This window comes from Nitrospirota bacterium (genome assembly GCA_040757335.1).
Taxonomy (GTDB): domain Bacteria; phylum Nitrospirota; class Nitrospiria; order 2-01-FULL-66-17; family 2-01-FULL-66-17; genus JBFLXB01.
In genome coordinates this window covers 1-21,485 of sequence record JBFLXB010000008.1, presented here as the reverse complement: position 1 = coordinate 21,485, position 21,485 = coordinate 1, and the positions used below count along the sequence as shown (strand labels likewise).

The window sequence follows — 21,485 nt, the reverse complement described above, 5'->3', positions numbered from 1 at the left end:
CGATCACATCTTTCTCGACAAAGCAGCAGTTTCTTCATCTGCAGGTCCTCCCTCCTGGACCCGACGATGCGCCATAGGTGGCCCGTACTGTCCCTCAGGTCGCGCTACCTGATCCACCTGTGCGAGCTTTCCTTGCCACCATATCCGCGGCCTCGTAGAGGGTGCGACCACCCACCGAGTGTTGTGATTACCTCGGCAGGTGGCCTCACTTCACTCAGACTTTGTTGGGTCACAGTCACGATCACATCTATCTCGATAGAGCAGCTTGCACATCGGCCCGTTCTCGTCCTGGACCCAACCATGGCGCCTCACAGACCTTCTGGCTATCATTTGGCCCATGCAGGTCAGTTGGGCACGCATACCCAACCATATCCTGGCTTCCACTCGGGGTGATAACCTGGCTGGCAACCCGGTGGGTCTCCCCTGTCGTCGTCAGGCATACATACCCACTGCCCACAATACTCTACAGCGTGAAAACCAGGAGGACAGTCCGGTTGACATGAGTGTCTGTGTGCGTAACTCGGCGGTCCCTTTCGTTCTCTCCCATGCTCTCTCTGTGCGGTCATTTAGAGCCTCCCACTGGTTGGAGTTGTTAGGCGGTGTTGTCACGCATGGACACTAGTTTCCTAGCTTAGCCATCCATTTGTGCACCTCCCTCTTTTGCAGTTAGAATGCTAGCGTCACCTTTGCAAAAATGAATCTCGCTGGTTGAATTTGCGGAGCCTGATCTGGATTCGTCAGGGGATTCCCCACGTCCTCGTACAGGAATTGTCGATCAAAAAGGTTTTCGGCACCTATGGTGATGATCCCGAGCCGTCTAGGTAGACGGTAGCCAATTGACACATCCCAGATCCAGAATTCACTCTTACCAGGTTCAAAACCGAAAGTTGTGGGATCTATAAACTCTCCGTCCTGGTTCACATAGGAAGCCATCACCTTTGCAAAGAATCCTCGGGGGTGATGGAAATTGAGCCCCAGGGGAATCCGATGAGTTGTTACTTCGGATGTAAAAAAGGACAGGTCGCCGCTCATCTTATCGTAGAAGTATTCCGCGGTGGCCGTCGTTTGGACGTGAGGACTCCAGTAGAGATACGCACGGCCTCTTTTTATGCTCTCGTGCTGGTAGTCGACGGTGGGTGGCGTAGAAAAGGTTGGGAGGGGAAGATCCAAATCTCGTCTGGTGTACTCTATCCCTCCATAGAGGTCGGAAGAGAACCGCTGATCGATGCCAACTCCGTATTCTGCGGATTCGGTACCGTCGTTAGAATCCTGGAAGAACTGCTGAAAGCCAGCTACTTGGGTTGGTTCGATGGTTTGATCTGAGACGTGTGTTCGTTTCATCGTGCGGAAATACGCGAGGCGTAGCGTGTTCGACCCTGTCAGATCCCATGTCACTCCCAGTTTGGGGTTGAATTGCTCCGGCTGGAGTTCATAGCCGCCGAAATCAGCTTGAACATCAAGCCGAAGCCGGTCAACGCTTCCTCCTAATGCGAGGGTCAGATGCGTCGGAAGATGAATGAGTGAATAGAGGTAAACATTGGAATGACGCTTCTGAGTGTTCTGAGATGATGCGAAAATCGTTGGGGGAAGTGTACTGGAATCAATCGCGTTGAACTCGGCGCTTGTGGGCTCCGTGTAGTACCCCCCGCCTGCTATAAGACTAAGCCGTGCGAGGTGGAGAAGATACTGGCCTTCAACGGTCCGCCCCGTGCTTGAAGACGCATCCATTGACCCGAAATCGGGGGGAGCGAGGATAAGAGTCTGATCAGTCAGATTCACCTCGGACTTCTGGTACACGCCGGAAACGATGAAATCGGATTTCGATGAGGGGCTGTAGTGGAGACCTAACCGATACGTTTCAGTTCTTGTGTCCGTCACACGCGTCGGTGAATAAAGATCAGGATCAAAGCTCATGGCAAGATAACCGTTGTTGCTATCATTGACACGAGCTTCACCTTGAATACTAAGCTTCGTAGTCAAGGCAACCTGAATGAAGCCATTGTAGATCTGTTGATCAATGTCTGCGTTTTCCCGGAATCCCTGTGTTCTATAACGGAACTGACCAAGGCTCACGGAGTACTGATCATAGAGGCCAGTGGCGACGAGCTCCTCTCCCCAGGTATCCTGATTGCCGACGATCCCGGAGGCGAGGAGCTGCGCCCGGTTCCGGTCGAAGAGCTGTGTGTATTCGTTGAACGAGGGGTTAGCAGGGCCGGTACCCGGCGAGAGGGCCGAATCGTCGCTGAGGCTCGGCTGAATCGGATTGCTATTAAGCGGTTGCAGGAGTTGGCTCTGAAGTAGCGCGCTCTGTCTGGCGATTTCGGAGTTGGGAAGGGCGGCGTAGGAGTCGGCGAGGAAGCGGTGGGCGGAGTAGTTCGTCGGGTCGGTGTTCACCGATTTCCACCCCTCTGACAGGGCGAGTTGCCCGAATCCGAGATCCTCCGCGATTCGCGCCTGGCTCACACTGCGGGACGAGAGATCCTTGTCCAACAGTAACTGTGACCGGTAGACCGCGCGGTTGTCGTTGAGTTTGATTGATTCCTGCAGGTCGTGCAGCGCCTCCACCGGGCGGTTAATGGTCTGCTTGCGAATCGCGTCGTAGAGATATGGCGTTGGGTCCATGGGATCCAGTTCTTTGCCCATGTCCAATTGGATCGCAGCCTGGGGATCGCGTTTCTCTTCGTAGTAGGCCTTGCCCAGGTAGCTGCGAATCAACGCGTTGTTGGGATCGAGTGTGGCGGCGATCTCGATCTCTTTACGACCCTGTTCAAGATCTCCCTTACGGATCCTGGCCAGTCCGAGGCCCAGTCTTGGCAACGGATCTGCGGAGTTGAGGGCAATGGCTTTCTGAAAGGCGTTCCTGGCTGCGTCGATTTTGATTTGGGTAAGATACGCAAATCCCAGAACCGTTTGAATGCGCACCTCCCGCGGATTTAACGCTTCGGCCTTCTTGGCGGCGTCCAGCGCCTCGTCCAGGTCACCCTGGCCCATCCACAGTTCGGCCAGTCTCGCCCACGCCAAGGATGCCTCGGGATCAAGCTTTACTGCTTCTTTCGCAGCCGCCAGTGCCTCAGTCAGGTTGAAGTTGGCCTGCTGGGCGTAGGAGAGCGCGATACGCACGCTCACGGAATCCGGCGCAGCCTGGGTAGCCTCGGTTGCCAATTTCAGCGCCTGGTCCGGCTCGTTCTGCACCACGGCGATGATCGATTGCAGGGCGAGCGCCAGGCCATCGCGCGGGGCGAGTCCTAGCGCTTTGTCAATGTCGGCTCGGGCCTGGTCCACCCGGCCGACCGAGAGCGAGAGCGAAGCGCGATAGGTGTAGAATCCAGCATCAGCAATGTCCTCTGGTGCGCCTTCGATTGCGGAGAAGGCTTTCGCCACGTCGTTCTCTCTGTACGCCTCGACGGAGCGCTGGACCATCGCGCGCCAGTCCGTCTCCAGCAGGCCTTCGGTTGCGCCCAGGCGAAGCTCCCGCAGGCTCAAGACCGGCGGGTAGTACAACGCCCATTGGATCGCGTCTCTGGCGCGGACCACCACACGAAGCACCGGGGCTTGGCCGGCTTTGGCCACCGCGGCTTGACCGGCCGTAACCACCGTGCTTCCGGATTCATTGGTCACGTTCATCTGCCCTTCGATCACCGTGATGGTGGTGGTTTGATCCTCCTCGTTCACCTCGATGTGGAATTCGGTGCCACCGCTGGCCGCGTTCACAAACGGGGTCTCGATGGTCAATGTCCGCGGAAATCGGCTCAAGAAGAACGCGCTTCCGCGTATGAGTTCGAGCAAGGTCGGACTTTGCGGATCCAGGCCTGAGAACCGGACCGTGGTGTTCTGATCAAGACGGATGATGGTTTCGTTCTGCAGTTGGATCGCGGCGCGGCTGTTCTCCAGCGTTCGCACCCGATCATCGGGGCAATAGGTATCGTTGAGCGTCACGGCCTGCCAGGTCGCGTCGCCCGTGCGCAACGCTTCCACGCGCCCTTCGATCGACACGATCTTGGCCGACCATTCCGGGCACTCGGTGGCCGCTGCGGCACTCAGGGGCAACCCGATTGCCAAGCCGAGCACCAAGACCAGGACAAACCGTTGTCTCGTCATGAGTCCTCCCGGACCAGGCGGTCCACCGTGGCTCTCAGGCGTTCGTGGTCGATCGGCTTGAGGAGGTACGCGTGTGCCCCCTCGACCAGTGCGGTTACGGCGTTCTCGACATTGGACGTGATGACGAGGACCGGCGTTGCCGGGTGTCGCAGCCGGATCATCCTCAGGGCCTCGATGCCGTCCATCTCAGGCATCGTGACGTCCATGATCACCATGGCGTACCCTCCCAGGGTCATCGCCTCCACCGCCTCGCGTCCGTTGGAGACCGCGGTGACCTGAAACCCGAACGATTCAAGACGATCCCGGATGCCCAGCAAGACGTCTGGATCGTCGTCCGCAAGCAGAATCCGCTTCTTCTCCGGCAGCACTGGCTAGGTGTCTTTCTGCGCGAGCACCGGCATGAGAATGCAGAACTCGCTGCCTTTCCCGACCTCGCTGGTCACCGTGATCGTGCCGCCATGGAGCTCCACCAGCGTCTTGACGATGGAGAGCCCCAGCCCCAGGCCCTTTGCGCGGGTCCCGGGCTGTTGGCTTGCCTGGTAAAAGGGCTCGAACAATTTCGGCATGGCTTCGGCCCGAATCCCTTCTCCGGTATCCGTGACCGTGATCAACACGTGCTCAGGGTCGCGACGCATCATCGTGACTGTGACCTTTCCTCCTGGCGGCGTATATTTGATGGCATTGTCCACCAGGTTGGTCAGCACCTGGATGAACTTATCGGGATCGGCCAGCGCCCGAATCGTGGGATCGGGACAAACCATTTCCAAGGTCATCCCTTTACAGGTGGCCATGGGACGGAACTGCTCCACGACCTCCACTACCAGATCAAAGAGACGGAGCGGCACGCGGTCCAGCCGGTGGGTCCCGGACTCGATCCGCGAGAGGTCCAAGAGGTTCGTGATCATGCGGCTGAGGCGGTCGGTGTTGGCTCTGATCCGACTCAGGTAGTCTTGCTGTTTCTTGAGATAGACCTCATACGTCTTGCAGTCCAGACACTCCTCCGGATCTGGTTCCCGGTGGGCCCCACACTTTGGCGGCGGCTCCCCGAGGACTCCATCCAGCATGTTGTCGACGAATCCCTTGATCGAGGTGAGCGGCGTCTTCAGCTCGTGCGACACGTGGGAGAGGAACATGGACTTGAGCCGGTCGACTTCCTGTAACTGTTTGTGGGCGGCCTCGAGCTTCCTGGTGTCGAAGTACTTCCAGGACACCGCCGCCACCAACGCGAACGGCGCCTGAATACCAAGCGGAATGATCACCGGAACCCAGACACCCGCCATCTTGAAGAGGTAGTAGGCGATGCCCATACAGGCCGCGATCAAGCCCACGCTGCACACCAACGCAAGGAGTGGGCGGAGTAACAAACAGAGCGATCCCACGGCAATGCCGAACAGCAGGATCGTGAGCAGGGCGGCTCGGAAGTCGATCGGCCGCACCGGAAAGTCTTCCAGCAGGTTTGCGAAGGCCGTCGCCCCGATCTCGACCCCGCTGAGATCCAGTCCATTCGGCTGCGAAAAGACGGTTCGGTACGTGTCTCCTTGCTGGTATGGGTAGAGATCCGATGCCCCGATGAAGACGGTCTTGCCCCTGAAATCCACCTCCCGGCCATTCACGACGACCGGTTGAGGAAGCCGGAGTGCTTGAAAGTACGGCACCGTGGTGATGGTGCGAGGAGGGCCGTAGAAATTCAGGTAGCGGCTATTGCCGCCCAGGTACATGTTGAGGAGCGGCTTGAGGATCTTCGCCCCCCCATCATCGCCGGCCGGCCCCATAGGGTTCTCAAGCTCCCGCAGCATGATCTCGGCGAATACTGGGCTGTTTCCCAGGACCGCTCGCAGGCTTCGGATTAGCCCATAGACCGCTCCGGGAGCTTCAAAATCTTCCCGTTTAAAATTCACGAGTCTTTGGGCCTCGGTGATCGCGGCTCCGCGGATCACATTTTCCCCGGCCTCAGCGATCCTCGGGTGCTCCAAAGCCTTCTGCAACACTCCGACCAAGTCATCGTAGGCCTGCAGGGCGAACAGCTGGAATGCGGTGACCGGCAGCGTCGGGAGGCCCCCGGCGCCTTCACTGAAGGTCCAAAACTGACTGACCGTGACCGGCACCTTGGGTAAGGGCAAGGGAGCGACGGACGCTGCTTCCCGTGCGAGGGCCGGAGCCGGCGGCCTCATGCGATCGACGGTCAGTCCACCGGTGACGCGCCCGGACCGTCCCGCAAGAGCAATCGTCTCTCGTTCCAAATATCCGAGGAGCACCACGTTGCGCGCCGCTCGGATGGCCTCGGCAAAGGCGCGATCCTCGGCGGCCGATCGCGCCTCGTCGAACATGAGGTCAAACGCAATCACGCTCGCGCCCTCGTCGGCCAACTTCTGGGTCAAGCGTGCGTGATAGGAGCGCCCCCATTGCTTGGGGTCGGGAGGCAGATTCAGCTCATTGGCCGACGCCCGATCCACGGCGATCACGACCACGTCCGGCGGGGCCGGCCTCTCACCCCTCAACTTGAACAGCAAACCGAGACCGATACCCTCTTCGAGGTCATAGCCGAAAGGCAGCAGGCTTGCCGTAAGCCCCAACACGCCCGTAAGCACTCCCAGGCTCACTGCCTTGCACAGACGAGTCGTCACTGCATCCTCGGTATGAACTGATGGGCCGTTACATGTTTTTGACGATGGCGGGAAGGATGAACGAGAACTCGCTCCCCTTCCCGACTTCGCTGGTGACCCAGATCCGACCTCCGTGCATCTCGATCAGGTTCTTCGCGATGTAAAGGCCCAACCCGGTCCCATTGACCTTTGAGGGCGACTCCTGCACGACTCGATAAAAGCGGTCAAAGATTTTCGACCGTTTGTCCGGCGGAATCCCGATTCCGGTGTCCCGGATCGAGGTTTTCAGGAACTTCCCTTCGTGCTGCATGGTGATCGTGATCCGACCGCCCGCAGGAGTGAACTTGATCGCATTGTCCAGGAGATTTGAGATGATCTGCTCGATTTTGGCGTAATCTGCCCGAACCCGGCTCCCCGCCTCGACCTCTTTGACAGTGACCTGCAGCCGCTTCTCGGCGGCGATGGGCCGAAGGCTGTTGATGACCTCTGCCACCAGATCTCGGAGGGAAAGGGATGTCAGGTTCAGCGGCATGTTCCCCGACTCGATCCGCGAGACATCGAGGAGGTCGTTGATCAGACGGACCAGGTGATCCGCGTTCTTGGCCATTCGGTCCAGGTAGTGCTGTTGCTTTTCCTTTAAGGCTCCTGCCACTCCGTCTCGCAGATTATCGATGTATCCCTTGATGGAGGTCAGTGGTGTCCGCAACTCGTGAGAAACTTGGGAGATAAACTCGGATTTCAGCCGATCCACCTCTTTGAACTGGGTGATGTCATGGAAGACGGCGACTTTCCCGATAAGAACGCCTCGCTCATCCTTCAGGGGGACGGCCGTTGCCTTGAGTACTCGTTGGGCCGCGAGGCGAGGATCATAGACTTCGAGTTCCTTCGCAGCCGCCTCGGCAGGGTCCTGGAAGAGCTCCAGGAGATGCGGGATAAGAACGACCTCCGACGAATCGGCATCGCCGGCTTGCCGTGCATTTCCCAACAGTGTCCGCGCCGCAGGGTTGATCACCAAGACGTTCCCGGTCACATCCAGAACGATCACGCCGTCCGCGATCTCATTGATAATCCGATCCGTCTTTTCCTTTTCGTTGTTGACCTGGCGAATCACCGCCTCGAGTTCGTTCGTTCTCTCCCGAACCCGCTCCTCGAGAGTCCGATTGAGTTCGGCGAGTTCCCGGTTGGCCTGCTGCATCGCCTGTTCCACTCGTTTGTAGTCGGTGATGTCCGCGGCGACCCCGACGATGCGATAAATTTCCCCGCGCTCGTCGCGAACAGGGAACGCACGGTCGCGTATCCATCGAACGGAGCCATCACCACTCACGATCCGGTATTCCTCGTTGTACTCGCCACGCACCTGCTTTTCGACCGCGGCGCGCCTGACCCGGTCTCTGTCATCCGGATGTATGGCATCCATCCATGAAGTCGGCTGTTCGTAGAGACTCGCGCACGTACGCCCCCAGATCGTCTCGTACCCGGGACTGATGTAGATCATCTGCGTCTTGTCGATCGAGGACATCCAGAAGACCTCCTCGATATTCTCGGTCACCTGCCGGAACCGTTCCTCTTTCTCCCGCAACGCTTCTTCCGTCAGCCTGCGATAGCGTTCTTCCTTTGACGTCCCCACCATGCCGGCCGTCACGTCCAGTGAGATCTTTTCAGGAACGCTCATCCTCTTCGCTCCGAACCAATGCAGCATGTGCCTCCCCTACGGAATCCTTTCACCTGACCTGCAACTTCTTGATCAATCGCGCGAGGTATGTCCGCTGAAGCCCCAGGAGCTCCGCAGCCTTCGCCTGGTTGCCTCCGCTGCTCTGCAACGCATGCCGGATCACGTCCCGCTGAGCCTGGCGAACCGCGTCGTGGTACGGTTTACTCAGAAAGCTCTCGTCGCTCGAGGTCGGGGCTCGAAGAAGCGGAAGATCTTCCGGCGTGATCTCAGCCCCTCTGGCCAGGACCACGGCACGTTCGATGAGGTTTCCCAGTTCTCTCACATTGCCGGGCCAGTGGTAACGCATGAGGTGCTCCACGGCCTCCGCGGAAATCTTCATGAGCGGCTTCTTCACGCTGTGGCACGCTCGGCGAAGGAAGAAATCAGCCAACAGTGGTATATCTTCTTTCTTCTCACGCAGCGGCGGGAGCGAGATCGTGACGACATTCAAGCGGAAAAACAGGTCTTCCCGAAACCGACCTTCCTGAACCTCCTCCTGGAGATCACGATTGGTCGCCGCGATAATCCGGATATCGACGCTAATTCGTCTGGTCCCTCCGACCCGCTCAAACTCGCGTTCCTGGATCACCCTGAGCAGCTTGGCTTGCAGGTCCGGTTTGAAATCGCCGATCTCATCCAAGAACACGGTGCCTCCGTTGGCGATCTCCAGTTTCCCTTGCTTCATCTGATGGGCACCGGTGAACGCCCCTTTCTCGTGCCCGAACAGCTCGCTCTCCAGGAGTTCATCTCTCAGGGCCACACAATTGACCACCACGAAGGGTCTCTTGGCTCGCGGGCTCCAGCGGTGGATCCATCGCGCGAAAATTTCCTTCCCGGTCCCGCTTTCCCCCAGCAGCAGGACGGTCGACGAGGTGGCGGCGACCTGCTGGGCCACCTGAATCGCCGCCTTCAGCCTTGGACTCGTGCCCACGATTTCAGGGAACGTCGAATTCACTGCCCCCTGGAGGTACCGATTCTCTTCCTTCAAAGCGGTGCGCTCGAGGGCTTTCTTGATGACGATCTCGAGATGATCGGGGGAGAACGGTTTGGTGATGAAATCAAACGCCCCTTCCTTCATCGCCTCCACGGCCTTCTCGATGGTTCCGAAGGCGGTGATGATGATGATCGGGAGATCGGCGTGATCCTTGAGCTTCCTCAAGACTTCGATGCCATCCATCCCCGGCATCTGCAGATCAAGGAACATCAGGTCAGGTTCCTCTTGAGGAAGCTTTTCCAGAGCCTTGCGTCCGTTTTCTGCGGTCACCACCAGGTATCGCAAGGCCTCCAGACGATCCTGGAGAATCTTCCGGATGTCGGGATCATCGTCGACCACCAGGATTTTTGTCTTCAACGATTCCATGCGTGATCAGGCTCCTCTTCAACGGGGGATCTTCTTGGCCGTTGGCAACAGATGACGAAGTCGACCCTCATGCCGCACCTCTTCAGCAACTCCTATACCAGGAGGCTCCATGGTGCGAGCCTACATAAGTGCTTGAAAGGAGTGACCGATTATTGGTCGATAAGGAAGGCTGGGCTTCGCGCCGTATCTGAACAGATACAGACGTTATCTGTTGAGATACGTGATATCTCAAACGCGCGGGGAAGGACACCGAGGGGAACGGTTGTGGCAGCGAGAAGGAGACCTCGCCGTGTTGGTCTGAATGGTCAGCCATTCATCCCTCGGCACTTGGGGCGAAAGGCAGCTTAGATCGTGCGCACGGAGCAGGCCAGGATCGAGGCCCGAAAGCTCCGGACAACCGGGCAGGTACCATCGAGCGCTCTCATTTCGAGAAGCTCGGGAATCCCGTACGTCCAGGTCTGATGCTTTAGTCGCGCGGCGCGAGGATCAGGATCGGACCGACAGTGTTCAAGGCCCGCGCCGTTGTCGCAGGATCGTTCGGCCCGCGACACCATGGAGAGAAGTCAGGCGTCCAGCCGAAGGTGGAAATGGAGGCGCAAATATACCAGAGATACGGCTGTGGCGTAAAGAGAGGGGCCGGTGGCTTGTTCACTCATGGCGACCTTCTTTCGGAACCGATGCAGTTCGGGCCCTAGTCTACCGGCTCATCCAACAGATACGCATTCACGGCCATCACTTCGTTCTCGGTCAGTTGCCCGATGGCCGCTGGCAGTTGCAGGCGCCCCAGCAGATAGTCGTACCGGGCCCGGGCCAGATCGCGCTGGGTCGCGTAGTAACGCTGCTGGGCGTCCAGCACGTCCAGCGTGGTACGCACGCCGACATCGAGGCCGATGGCCGCGGCGTCCACCGACGTCTTCGCCGACTCCAGCGCCTGTTCCAGGGCCTTGACCTGGGCGACGCCGGTGCTCACGGCTAGAAACGCTTCTCGGACCTGAAGACGCGCGTCCCGCTTGGCCGCGTCGAGGTCCTGGGTCGCCTCGCGTTGTTTGGCACGGGCTTCGCGCAACTGGGAATTGATGGATCCGCCCTGAAACAACGGCACGCTGACCTGGACCACGACCGAGGTCGACTGGTTGCGATCGGGCGCCACAACGGGCGACAGATCGCCGGAATGCCGGCTGTCACTGTAGCTGCCGATCAGATCGAGCGTGGGCCGGCTCAGGAACCGGTACTTGTCGACCTCGGCGGCGGCGATCGCGAGTTGTTGCTGCTTGGCCCGCACCTGCGGGCTCCCATCGAGACCCTCGGCCTGCCAGACCGCGAGATCGGCCGGCTCCGCGGGCAACGGCGCGACCTCGGGACGCACCTCGGCCAAGCCGTCGGCCGCCTGGCCGGTCACCTCCTCGTATTCGGCCCGGCGAAGCACGAGCTCGCTTTCGGCCGCGATCTCGGAGGCCAGGATCGCGTCGTAGCGAGCTTGCGCGTCGCGCACGTCCGTGATCCTGGCGCGTCCCGCGTCGAACCGCGCCTGCGCGGTGTCGAGTTGCTCCTTGGTCGCGGCCTTCTGCGCCGCGGTCAGCCGCACGGTGTCCTGCGCCAGCAGCACTCCGAAATAGGCCCTCGCCACGCGCAAGATCACGGCTTGCTGAGCGTCGCGGTACGAGACCTCGGCCAGCTCCGAACGCCCCTTGAACTGCTGGTTGGTCGCGAAGGCTTCGGCGCGATAGAGCGGTTGCTTCAGCGTCACGGAATAGCCGTAGAGGTTGCCGGCGCTCTCCGCCGGGAGCACGCTCCCGAACTGCGCGGCGAGATCGCTTTCCGTCTCGACCTGTCTCCACGTAGCGTCCCCGGAGGCGGTGATATTAGGCAGGAGCAATGCGCGGCCCTGCACCGCCTGCTCGCGACCAGCTTCGCGCGCCTCCTTGGCCGCGAGAAAACTCGGATCGACGCCGAGCGCGCGCTGGTACGAGCCCATCAAATCGATCGCGTGCGCGGGCCCGCACGCGACCAGCCACGCCGTGGCCATGGCCGTCGTCGATACGATTCGGATGCTCATCGCAAGGCTCCTTCGGGTGATGCGGCGTGCGTGGGTTTCTTGGCGTTGTACCAACTCGCGTAGAGCGCGGGGAGGAACAAGAGCGTCAGCAGCGTGGCCACCAACAGCCCGCCCATGATCGCCCACGCCATGGGCCCCCAGAAGGTCGAACGGGTCAGCGGAACCATGGCCAGAATCGCGGCCAACGCGGTCAGCATGATGGGCCGGAACCGATGCACCGCGGACTCCACGATCGCGTCCCACAAGGCCGCACCGTGTTCGAGCGCGTGATCGATCTGCACCACCAGGATCACGGCGTTGCGGATGATCATCCCGAAGAGCGCGATCACCCCCAGCAACGCCACGAACCCGAAGGGAATCTGAAACGTCGCCAGGATAGCGGACACGCCGATCATGCCCAGCGGCGCGGTCAGCAGCACCAGGATCATCTTCTTGATGTTCTGCAGTTGCAGCATCAGCACGAACAGCACCAGCACGATCATCAGCGGCATCCCCGCGAAAATCGAAGCCTGGGCCTTCGCGCTGGATTCCTGCGCCCCGCCTATCTCGATGGTGTAGCCCAGCGGCAGGGTCTTCGCCAACGCGTCCAGCTTGGGCTTCAAGGCCGCGGTCACGTCGGGCGCTTCGGCGCCCACAATGTCGGCCCGCACCGTGACGGTCGGGACCCGGTTGCGCCGCCAGATCACACTCGCCTCATTGTCCAGAGACAAACGTCCGATCTGGGAGAGCGCGACGGATTGGCCCTCGCGTAGATACAGCTTGGCGTCTTTGAGATAGTTCAAGTCGGTCCGGTCTCCGGCGGTCACCCTCGCCACCACGTCGATCCCCTTGTCGCGTTCGCGATACTCGGTGATGGTCAGACCCGACTGCGAGGCCTGCAACCCGAACGCCACGTCGCGCGAGGTGATGCCGAGCGCGCGGGCCTTGTCCTGATCAATGTCCACGCGCATGGTCTTGAGCCGTTCGCCCCAATCCATGTTGACGCGCCGGATGTGCGGATCGTCGCGCATGATCGCGGCCACCTGCTGCGCGATCGGCTCGACCTGCTCGTCCGGACCCGAGATCCGGAACTGCACGGGGTACCCGACCGGCGGTCCGTTCTCGAGCCGGTTGGCCCGGCCGCGCACCATGGGGAAGTCGTTCTCGAACCAGGTCTGGAGCTTCGCCAGCACGCGTTCCCGCGCCTCCTGGTCCCTGGTCATCACCATCACCTGCCCGAGCTGGATGTTCGGCGTCTGCACGTCCAACGGCAGATAGAACCGCGGGCTGCCCCCGCCCACGTACGCGGTCACCGCGGCCACGTCGGGATCGCCCGCGAGTTTGGCCTCGAGCGCTTTGACCTCGCGTTCGGTGGCCGCGAACGTCGCGGCCTCGGGCAGCCACAGGTCCACCATTAATTCGAGCCGGTTCGACGCGGGAAAGAATTGCTTGGGCACCGTGGAAAACAGGGCCAACGCGCCGATGAACAGGGCCACTGTGACCGTGATTACCAGCCTGCGGTGCACCAGGCACGCGTCCACCACAGCCCGGAACTTGGCGTAGAACCCACGCTGATACACGGCATCTTCATCCACCTCGCCGCCGTGATGAGTCGGCAGCAATTTAAATCCAAGGTACGGGGTGAACAGCACGGCCACGATCCACGAGAGGATCAGCGAGATCCCCACTACCTGAAAGATCGAGAAGGTGTACTCTCCAGCGCCAGACTTGGCAAAGCCGATCGGTAGAAAGCCGGCCGCTGTGATCAGGGTACCGGTCAGCATGGGGAACGCGGTGGCCGTGTACGCGTACGTGGCGGCCCGAAACCGGTCCCACCCTTGTTCCAGCTTCAGCGCCATCATCTCCACCGCGATGATCGCGTCGTCCACCAACAGACCCAGCGCGATGATCAGCGCACCGAGCGAAATTCGCTGCAATTCGATGCCCAGGAAATACATCGCCAGGAACGTGACCGCCAAGACCAAGGGAATGCACAATGCCACGACCAGGCCCGTACGCATGCCGAGCGAGAAGAAGCTCACCGCCAGCACGATCGCGACCGCCTCGGCCAGACTCTTGGTGAATTCGTGCACCGACTCTTTGACGACTTTGGGTTGGTCCGACACCGCGTGGATCTCGAGACCCACCGGCAGGGTGGCTTGAACACGCTGGACCGTGGCGGAGAGCTGCTCGCCCAACCGAATCACGTCGCCGCCCTTGCGCATGCTCACCGCGAGCCCGATCGCCTCCTGCCCGTTGTGCCGCATCTTGAACGTGGGCGGGTCGATCACCCCGCGGGTGACTTCCGCGATGTCGCCGAGCCGGAACACCCGGTCCCCTGCGCGAATCCCGACTTCGCGGATACTGTCCACCGACGTGAACTCGCCGGTGACCCGCAGGTGCACGCGTTCGGCGCTGGTCTGCACGATCCCAGTTGGCTCCACAGTGTTGGTCGCGCGCAAGGTGTCGACGATCAGTTGCGGGTCGAGACCAAGCGACGCGAGCTTGGCGTTCGAAGCCTCTACGTAGATCTTTTCGGCCTGCTCGCCCACGTACACCACCTTACTCACGTCGGCGAGGCGAAGGAACTCGTTGCGGGTGGCATCGGCCGCGTCTTCCATCTCCGGGTACGAGAACCCGTCGCCGGTGATGGCGTAGAGGTTGCCGTAGGTATCGCCGAACTCGTCGTTGAAGAAGGGACCTCGGACGCCCTGCGGCAAGGTGTGCTGAATATCGCCGAGTTTTTTCCGGACCTGGTACCAGACGTCCGGGACGATCTTGGCCGGCGTGTCCTCCCGGAGGTTGACGGTGATCTGGGATTCGCCCGGACGGGAATAGCTCTTGGTGTAGTCGATCTCCGCTATCTCCTGCAGCTTCTTCTCGAGCTTGTCCGTGACCTGGTCCGCGACCTCTTTTGCCGACGCTCCGGGCCAGTTGGTCTGCACGACCATCGCCTTGATCGTGAATTCGGGATCTTCCTTCTGGCCGAGCCGTTGGTACCCGAAGAACCCCGCGACGCTCAGCACGACCAACAGGAATACGATCATCTGCTGGTGCTTGAGCGCCCATTCGGACAGATTCATCTGGCTCATGGCGTGGCCCCCCCAACCGGCACTGGAGGCGCGTCCACGACCCTGACCTTCTGGCCCTCGTGCAGCATGTTGACGCCCGCGGTCACCACGATTTCGCCGTCCTTGAGGCCTTCGCTGATGAGGATGGTGTCCTTCTCAGCGGCCGCGAGCGTGACGAAGCGCTGGGTCGCCTGCGAGGTCTGCGGGTCGACCACCCAGACCAATGGTTTGCCCTTGTTGTCGTACACCGCGGTCATGGGGAGCCGCACTGCGGTGCTGCCCTGCACATCCGGCACGTGTACCGAGGCGGTCATGCCCAGCAATAGACTCGCGTCCGGATCCAGCACCGTGACCCGCGCCGCGTAGGTGCGGGTCACTTCGTCGGTGTCCGGCGCCAGCTCGCGCAGTCTGCCGTGGTACGTCTTGCCCGGGTTTGCCCACAGCGACACCGTCATCTTCTTGGCGTTGCGGAGCTCGTCAACGCGAGCCTCCGGAATGCTGATGACCACCTCCCGCTCCCCGTGCGCCGCGATGGTCAGCACGGCCTGGCCCGCGGCCACCACCTGGCCGACCTCAACGTTGATCGCGGTGACCACGCCGGCCATATCCGCGGCCAGTGTCGCGTACGCGTGGCGGTTGGCAGCCATCTTCAACTGGGCTTCCGCGGCCTTGAGCTGCGACTCGGCCTCGTCCAACGCGAGCTGGTCGCGATCCACTTCCGCCTGGGACACGAAGCGCTTGGCAAAGAGCTGCTTGCTGCGCTCCAGATCCACTCGGTTCTGGGTCACGCGACTGCGGGCCGCCTCGACCTCGGCGGTCGCGGACACCACGTTGAGCGCCACGTCCTCGGGGTCCTGCCGCAGCAGCGCCTCGCCCTGGCGGACGCGCGTGCCCACCTCCACTAGGCGCTCGACCACCTTGCCCCCGTTGCGAAATCCCAGCTTGCTCTCGTACCGGGCGCGGATCTCTCCGGAGTAGGTGGCGCCCACCGTGCCGCCGGTCTGCCCGATCGTGACCGCGCGCACCGGCCGCACATCCTCATGATGGGACTCGGCCGCCTCCCGCTTGCAACCGAGCGTCATCACCGTCGCGGCAATGACCGCGAACCACACGACGGTCCTCATCGCGTTCTCCTCTGCTGCTCGGCGTGTCTGATCTCATCCACAATGCCCTCGATGAAACACCCCTCGGCCACGAACTCGACGCCTTCCCGGTGCATGGTGCGCAACAGGTCGGTCCCCGCGTCATCGATAAACGTCACGCCGGTCAAATCCACCAGAACCTGGGACCCGTTGGCCGCACGCCAGCATTGATCGAGTTCCTTGACCCACGGCCCCATCAGCTTGCCCGAAGCCTCGATCACCGTGGCCTTGGCCACCTTGCGACTGGTAATTTTCATGGTCATGCTCCCTCGCTTTCTCAGCCGGCTATCCGTCACGGTGATCGAACTGCAACCGACCCATGGCGTACACCAGACCCACGAACATTGGCACTTCGATCGCGCTGTACCACAGCGGAAACGCGAGCAGGTAGTCGGTATTCCACGTGAAGAGCGTCTTGAGATGGATCGGAACACTGATCAACAGCATGAACATCGCGAAGCCATACACCCACCGCAGAGCGCGTCCGCCGGTGTACCGACGCCAAGCCAGCAGCCCGAGGATCGCGCCGACTGCCACGAGCACGCCGAACGCAACGTCCAGCGCAGGCACCATGACGCCATGCGCGAACGGCTCGCGGCCTACCACCAGGGAACCGGCGTGCATGAACACGCCCAAGGAGAAAATCAGCATCGCGATCGACCGAAACATGCTCGGGATCGAATTCCGGGAAATCGTTTGATCGTTCAACGTCGTCTCCTTTGGTAAATGGTCTTGCCCTCAGCTATAGCGACGATCATGCCAGGCGCTCGGTAACGCGGATGAGATCGCGGAAGTGACGGAAATGACAAGAGAGTTATGTGATCTTAGTCCTTACAGCGGATTCGCATTGAAAGGCAGTGCCGACGGGCACGTGCCGCTATATCGGCACTGTGCCGAGGGAGCGGCACTGATGAGGGTCGTGTGAAGGGGGAAGTGCTAGGCGTTCTTGGAGATACCCAGTTTCTTCATCCGCGATTGCAGCGTGGTCCGCTTCATTCCGAGTTTCGCTGCAGCACCAGATTTTCCACCGAGGATCCAATCGGTTTCCTTCAGGGCACGCAGGATGTGCTTGCGTTCCGCTGCCTCCAGGGTCCCGGCACCATCGCCATCAACTGATACCGAAGCAACGGGGCGGACTTTCAACTCCCCGAGCGGCACCTGCAGGTCCAAGCCCGACGAAAGAATCACCGAGCGTTCGATCAGGTTCTCGAGTTCCCGGATATTGCCGGGCCAGTGATACCTCGACAACGCGGTCAAGGCCTCCGCCGGGATCGCGCCGATCCGCTTGTCCATGCGCCGCGCGTACTTCTGGGTGAAGTAACGAACCAGCACCGGGATGTCCTGGCTGCGCTCCCGCAGAGACGGCACGGTGATGGGAAAGACATTCAGGCGGTAGTACAGGTCGCTGCGGAATTGCTTGTCAGCGACCATCTGCTCCAAATCCCGGTTCGTGGCCGCGACCAGCCGGATGTTGACCTTGATGGTCCGGGTGCTTCCCAGGCGCTCGAACTCCTGCTCCTGCAGCACCCGCAGCAGCTTGGACTGCAGTTCCAGCGGAATGTCCCCCACCTCGTCCAGGAACAAGGTCCCCTGGTGCGCCAGCTCGAACCGCCCGATCTTCTGCGCGATCGCGCCGGTGAACGCGCCCCGCTCATGTCCGAACAACTCGCTTTCCAGCAGCCCGGTGGGAATCGCGGCGCAATTCATCTTCACGAAGGTCCGCTCGCGCCGCCGGCTCAAATTGTGGATCCCCCGTGCAATCAGCTCCTTGCCCGCGCCGGTCTCGCCCCGGATCAACACCGTGGAGTCCGTAGGGGCCACGGTTTCGACCTGCTTCAAGACCTTCTTCAGCACCGGACTGTCACCGATGATCTCTTCGAAGTTGTATTGTGTGCGGATTTCGTCTTCAAGGTAGAGTTTTTCCTTGCTCAGTTTGTCTTTCAACTCCGCGATCTCGCGATACGCCAAGCCGTTTTCCACCGCGATCGCGACCTGCGCGCCGATTCCGGCGAGTAACTCTGCATCGTCCTCGCTGAACGCGTTCTCGCGCAGACTGACCACGGTCAGCGTGCCCAATGCGCGCCCCCGCGAGATCAGGGGAACCGTGCAGCCCGATTTGAGACCCTCGGCCGCCGCGCGTTTCATGATCGGCGCGGTGAACTGCGCGAGGTCGAGCTTTTTGATCAGCACGGGCTTGCGAGACGTAAACGCCAAGCCCTCAGGGGTCCCGTCAATAGGAATGGGATGGCCCATCGCGACAAAGTCCTGATTCTGAGGGAAGTCCATGGCATGGGCCAGCAACTGACCCGTCGAGGAATCATAGAGCGTGAACCCGGAAAGGTCGTGCGGCATGGCCCGCCTGAGACAGGCCGAGATAGCGTGCAACACCTCGCGCAAATCCAGGTGCGTGGTCAGCGCGTTGTTCACCTCCAACAACAACCGCTGGCGATCCCGCTCGCGCGTCAGTTGCCGTTGCGCCGCAAGGGCGCTCTCGAAATTGAGTGCATTGTCCACTGCCATCGACACCAGCTTGGCCACCTGCTGCAAGAACTCCAACTCGGTCTCGCCGAACGTGCTGCGGCCCTTCCTCCCGAACCCCACAGCGCCCAGACGCCGCATGGCAGTCGTGAGCGGGAAGATGCAGAACGACTCTGATCCGACCTTATCAATGACCTTCAGCACCGCCGGCAAGTGCGCAATGTCCTCGCGACATCGCACCACCATCGGCTGCTGGGTGAGAAACACCCGTGCGCTCGCCGAGTCCTCCATCGGCAGCGCCAAATCATGAATACTCTCGCCCTCCCCGGTCCCAAGGTAGAGCGTCTGCATGACATTGCGCGCGGGATCGTGCAGATGCAGCCCGATGAATTCAAATCGAGCCAGCGAACGCAGCCGCTTGGACAGCTCTTGCAGGAGCGCCTTCAGGTCGCGGTGCGCGCAGATCGACTCGGAGACCTCCAGGAGGGTCCGGTACTGCTGAGAATCACCCGGTAAATCGTGAGGTTCCACCCAAGGGGCCCTCGGGGCACGGACGGGATGAGAGATCGTTTTTAGCATCACCGGGCGGGTTTTGCAAGGATCAGTAACGAGGGGCGCCGACAAAAGCGTCGCGGTCAATCACGCGCCTTCGAGGAATGGCGTCGCCACGCCAGGAACCACCCAACCGCGTGTGCTAGATTCGTGCTGGAAATCGTCGAAAAGGACAAGACTTGGCGGATTCGCCAGAATTAGTGGAATGACGCAACGTCGCTGTTTTGACAATAAAAACGGGGAAACCGTCGCAACATCAAGCCCGAAGCCCACACCCGTGTTGTCCGTTCGCAATCAGCAGGTCACCGGTTCGATCCCGGTACCCTCCACCAATTCAAATACTTAGAAGCCTCATGACCTGCTGTGTACAACTCAGCAGGTCACCGTTTTGATCTCCGTGACCTGCCTTATGATTCCCAACACTTCTGTGCGCCTGCGAACGGAACATGCGGCGATGTATTGAAATTGTGCCACGGCCTTCGTGGATCGAGAAACCCCACCCGCCTCGTAAGCTTTCCGGAAAAAGATGCGACGCTGTCGCGGACTTGCGATCAGCCATCGAGCGGCGCCTGGACGCCTACGCCGACGAAGATGTCTCGCCGACGCCGGTACTCGCATCGCTCAGGAGGAGCCTGCAGTACCTGCCCGCTCAGACATCGCATCACTCACCCTAACACGGCGGTACTCCCCCCGTCCGCCGTCAGGAAGGTCTCGCGACGACCAGTCGTGCAGTTGGATGATCCCAGAGGGTAGTTCTCCGCGTTAGGGTCAGCTCTGGTGAGGTCTTCAAGTCCAAGCCGGCTCGTTGTACGTTCTATTCTCCATCGCTTCGCTCTTCAGGAGGTCTGTGCCCCCGGAACGCCGCGTAGAGGAGCAGGTCATAACCGATCTTCATTCCGGCCCCCACGAACAGCGGCGTTCCCAGCGTGAACCCTGTCATCAGCAGTCCGGCGAACGCTGGCGCCACGGCCCAGGAGCCGAGCCGGACGAGATGAGTGATGCCGGAGGCGAAAGTGCGCTCCTCCGGATTGACCACCGCCATCACGTAGGACTGGCGCGTCGGGACGTCCATCTCCACAAGGCCCTCGCGCAGCAAGAAGAGACCCGCGGCCACCGGAAAGTTCGGCGCGAATGGCACCGTGACCAGGAGCAGGCTCGATGGGATGTGCGTGAAGACCATCGTATTGACGAGCCCGATCCGTTTCGCGAGCCAGGCGGCTCCAAGGTGAGACGCGGCGTTGGCGAGGCGGGCGCCAAAGAACAGGAACCCGATGGCCGCTTCCCCGGCCTCGAATCTCTCGTAGAAGAAGAACGCCAGCAGGGCGGTCGTCAGGAAGCCGCCCGCCAGACTGTCCACCGCGAACAGCGATGAGATCTTCCAGAGCACGCGGCGGCTCTGAGGCGAGATGCGAAGGCCACCACCGTCCCATCGAGGTCTCTCTGCCGCTCGGGAAAGACCAGCGTAGACAAGACCCGTGGCGAACAAGATGACGGCGTAGCCCACAAGGGTGAACCGAAGGGAGGTGACCTCCTCGATCCCGAGGCTCGCGCGCAGGAGCGCCGGCATGGCCGCAGGAAGACCGCCGAGGGCGTGTCCGGCATCCTGGAGCACGTTGTACCAGGCAAACGTTTTCGTCCGCTCATCGTCGGACGCCGTGGCCGGGAGGATCGCCTGGTCGATGATCAAGGAAGCCCCTCGGTCGCGCCCCATGCCGTTGAGCATCCCCAGAAACGCCGCTGCCGCGATGAGGTTGATCCCCGAGGCGGTCCCGACCACAAGACCGCCGGCTGCCCCTAGCCATGACAGCGTGATGAGCGTCTTGCGGCGCCCGATCCGGTCGCCGACGAGCGTCACGACGAGCGCTGCGACGGCGGCTCCGCCAAGGCCCGCGCCGACGATGACTCCAATCCCAGCGGGATCGAGCCCAAGCTTCGCGAGGTAGATGCCGATGAGGACACCCACCATGCCGGTCGCGAGCGAGCGGAGGAAGGCGGCGGCATAGAGGACGCCCCGGTCACGCACGCGGCGGCTCCTGCCAGCGGAGGTCCTCCACCAAACCCCTCACGAATGCGCTGGCAGGATTCTCCCACAGCTCGTTGAGCGCGCCGACCTGCGCGATCCGACCCGATTCCATGACGGCAATCCGGTCGCCCAGCGACGCCGCCTCCCGCAGGTCGTGCGTCACGTGGATCGCCGTGCTGCGGTACTCCTGGAATAGACCGCGAAACAACGAGAGGAGCTCACGCTTCAGGGTGACATCGAGGTTCGACAGGGGTTCGTCAAGCAGAACGGCTCGCGGTTCGAGCACTAGGAGTCTGTCGGACTTTCGTCCCGTTCACCGTTGTGGGATAATGGCGTCGCTCGTCCACCCAGGAGGCCCGACCCATGGCGCGATTTATCCCAGCGGACCGAGACACGGCGTACCTGCTGCCTC

At 61.1% G+C, this 21,485-nt stretch carries 13 protein-coding genes; all 13 read right to left on the bottom strand.

Going from position 1 to position 21,485, the window contains the following annotated elements:
- Positions 1-666: 666 nt before the first annotated feature.
- Positions 667-4,098, bottom strand: a complete 3,432-nt coding sequence (locus tag AB1451_06045) for a FecR domain-containing protein (GenBank protein ID MEW6682469.1) — start codon at positions 4,096-4,098, stop codon at positions 667-669.
- On the bottom strand, positions 4,095-4,466 hold the full coding sequence (locus tag AB1451_06040) for a response regulator (protein MEW6682468.1): 372 nt from the start codon (positions 4,464-4,466) through the stop codon (positions 4,095-4,097). The genes AB1451_06045 and AB1451_06040 overlap by 4 nt, the downstream gene beginning before the upstream one ends.
- 3 nt (positions 4,467-4,469) lie before the next feature.
- The gene (locus tag AB1451_06035) at positions 4,470-6,722 is read right to left on the bottom strand and encodes an ATP-binding protein (GenBank protein ID MEW6682467.1); all 2,253 of its coding nucleotides are present in this window, start codon (positions 6,720-6,722) and stop codon (positions 4,470-4,472) included.
- Between the two features lie 28 nt (positions 6,723-6,750).
- Entirely contained in the window at positions 6,751-8,373 is a 1,623-nt protein-coding gene (locus tag AB1451_06030; GenBank protein ID MEW6682466.1) for an ATP-binding protein, read from the bottom strand.
- 49 nt (positions 8,374-8,422) lie between these two features.
- A complete protein-coding gene (locus AB1451_06025) occupies positions 8,423-9,772 on the bottom strand; it encodes a sigma-54 dependent transcriptional regulator (protein ID MEW6682465.1) in 1,350 nt (449 codons plus the stop codon).
- Between the two features lie 691 nt (positions 9,773-10,463).
- Positions 10,464-11,828, bottom strand: a complete 1,365-nt coding sequence (locus AB1451_06020) for a TolC family outer membrane protein (GenBank protein MEW6682464.1) — start codon at positions 11,826-11,828, stop codon at positions 10,464-10,466.
- Complete coding sequence (locus AB1451_06015) at positions 11,825-14,899, bottom strand: efflux RND transporter permease subunit (GenBank protein MEW6682463.1); 3,075 nt, start codon at positions 14,897-14,899, stop codon at positions 11,825-11,827. The genes AB1451_06020 and AB1451_06015 overlap by 4 nt, the downstream gene beginning before the upstream one ends.
- Complete coding sequence (locus tag AB1451_06010) at positions 14,896-16,002, bottom strand: efflux RND transporter periplasmic adaptor subunit (protein ID MEW6682462.1); 1,107 nt, start codon at positions 16,000-16,002, stop codon at positions 14,896-14,898. The genes AB1451_06015 and AB1451_06010 overlap by 4 nt, the downstream gene beginning before the upstream one ends.
- On the bottom strand, positions 15,999-16,283 hold the full coding sequence (locus AB1451_06005) for a hypothetical protein (GenBank protein MEW6682461.1): 285 nt from the start codon (positions 16,281-16,283) through the stop codon (positions 15,999-16,001). The genes AB1451_06010 and AB1451_06005 overlap by 4 nt, the downstream gene beginning before the upstream one ends.
- Positions 16,284-16,305: 22 nt before the next feature.
- Positions 16,306-16,728: a hypothetical protein gene (locus tag AB1451_06000; GenBank protein ID MEW6682460.1), complete on the bottom strand. Its 423-nt coding sequence runs from the start codon at positions 16,726-16,728 to the stop codon at positions 16,306-16,308.
- Between the two features lie 228 nt (positions 16,729-16,956).
- Complete coding sequence (locus AB1451_05995; protein MEW6682459.1) at positions 16,957-19,029, bottom strand: sigma 54-interacting transcriptional regulator; 2,073 nt, start codon at positions 19,027-19,029, stop codon at positions 16,957-16,959.
- 835 nt (positions 19,030-19,864) lie between these two features.
- Entirely contained in the window at positions 19,865-21,073 is a 1,209-nt protein-coding gene (locus tag AB1451_05990; GenBank protein MEW6682458.1) for an MFS transporter, read from the bottom strand.
- Positions 21,066-21,359, bottom strand: a complete 294-nt coding sequence (locus AB1451_05985; GenBank protein ID MEW6682457.1) for a hypothetical protein — start codon at positions 21,357-21,359, stop codon at positions 21,066-21,068. Before AB1451_05985 ends, AB1451_05990 begins: the two co-directional genes overlap by 8 nt.
- Positions 21,360-21,485 lie beyond the last annotated feature (126 nt).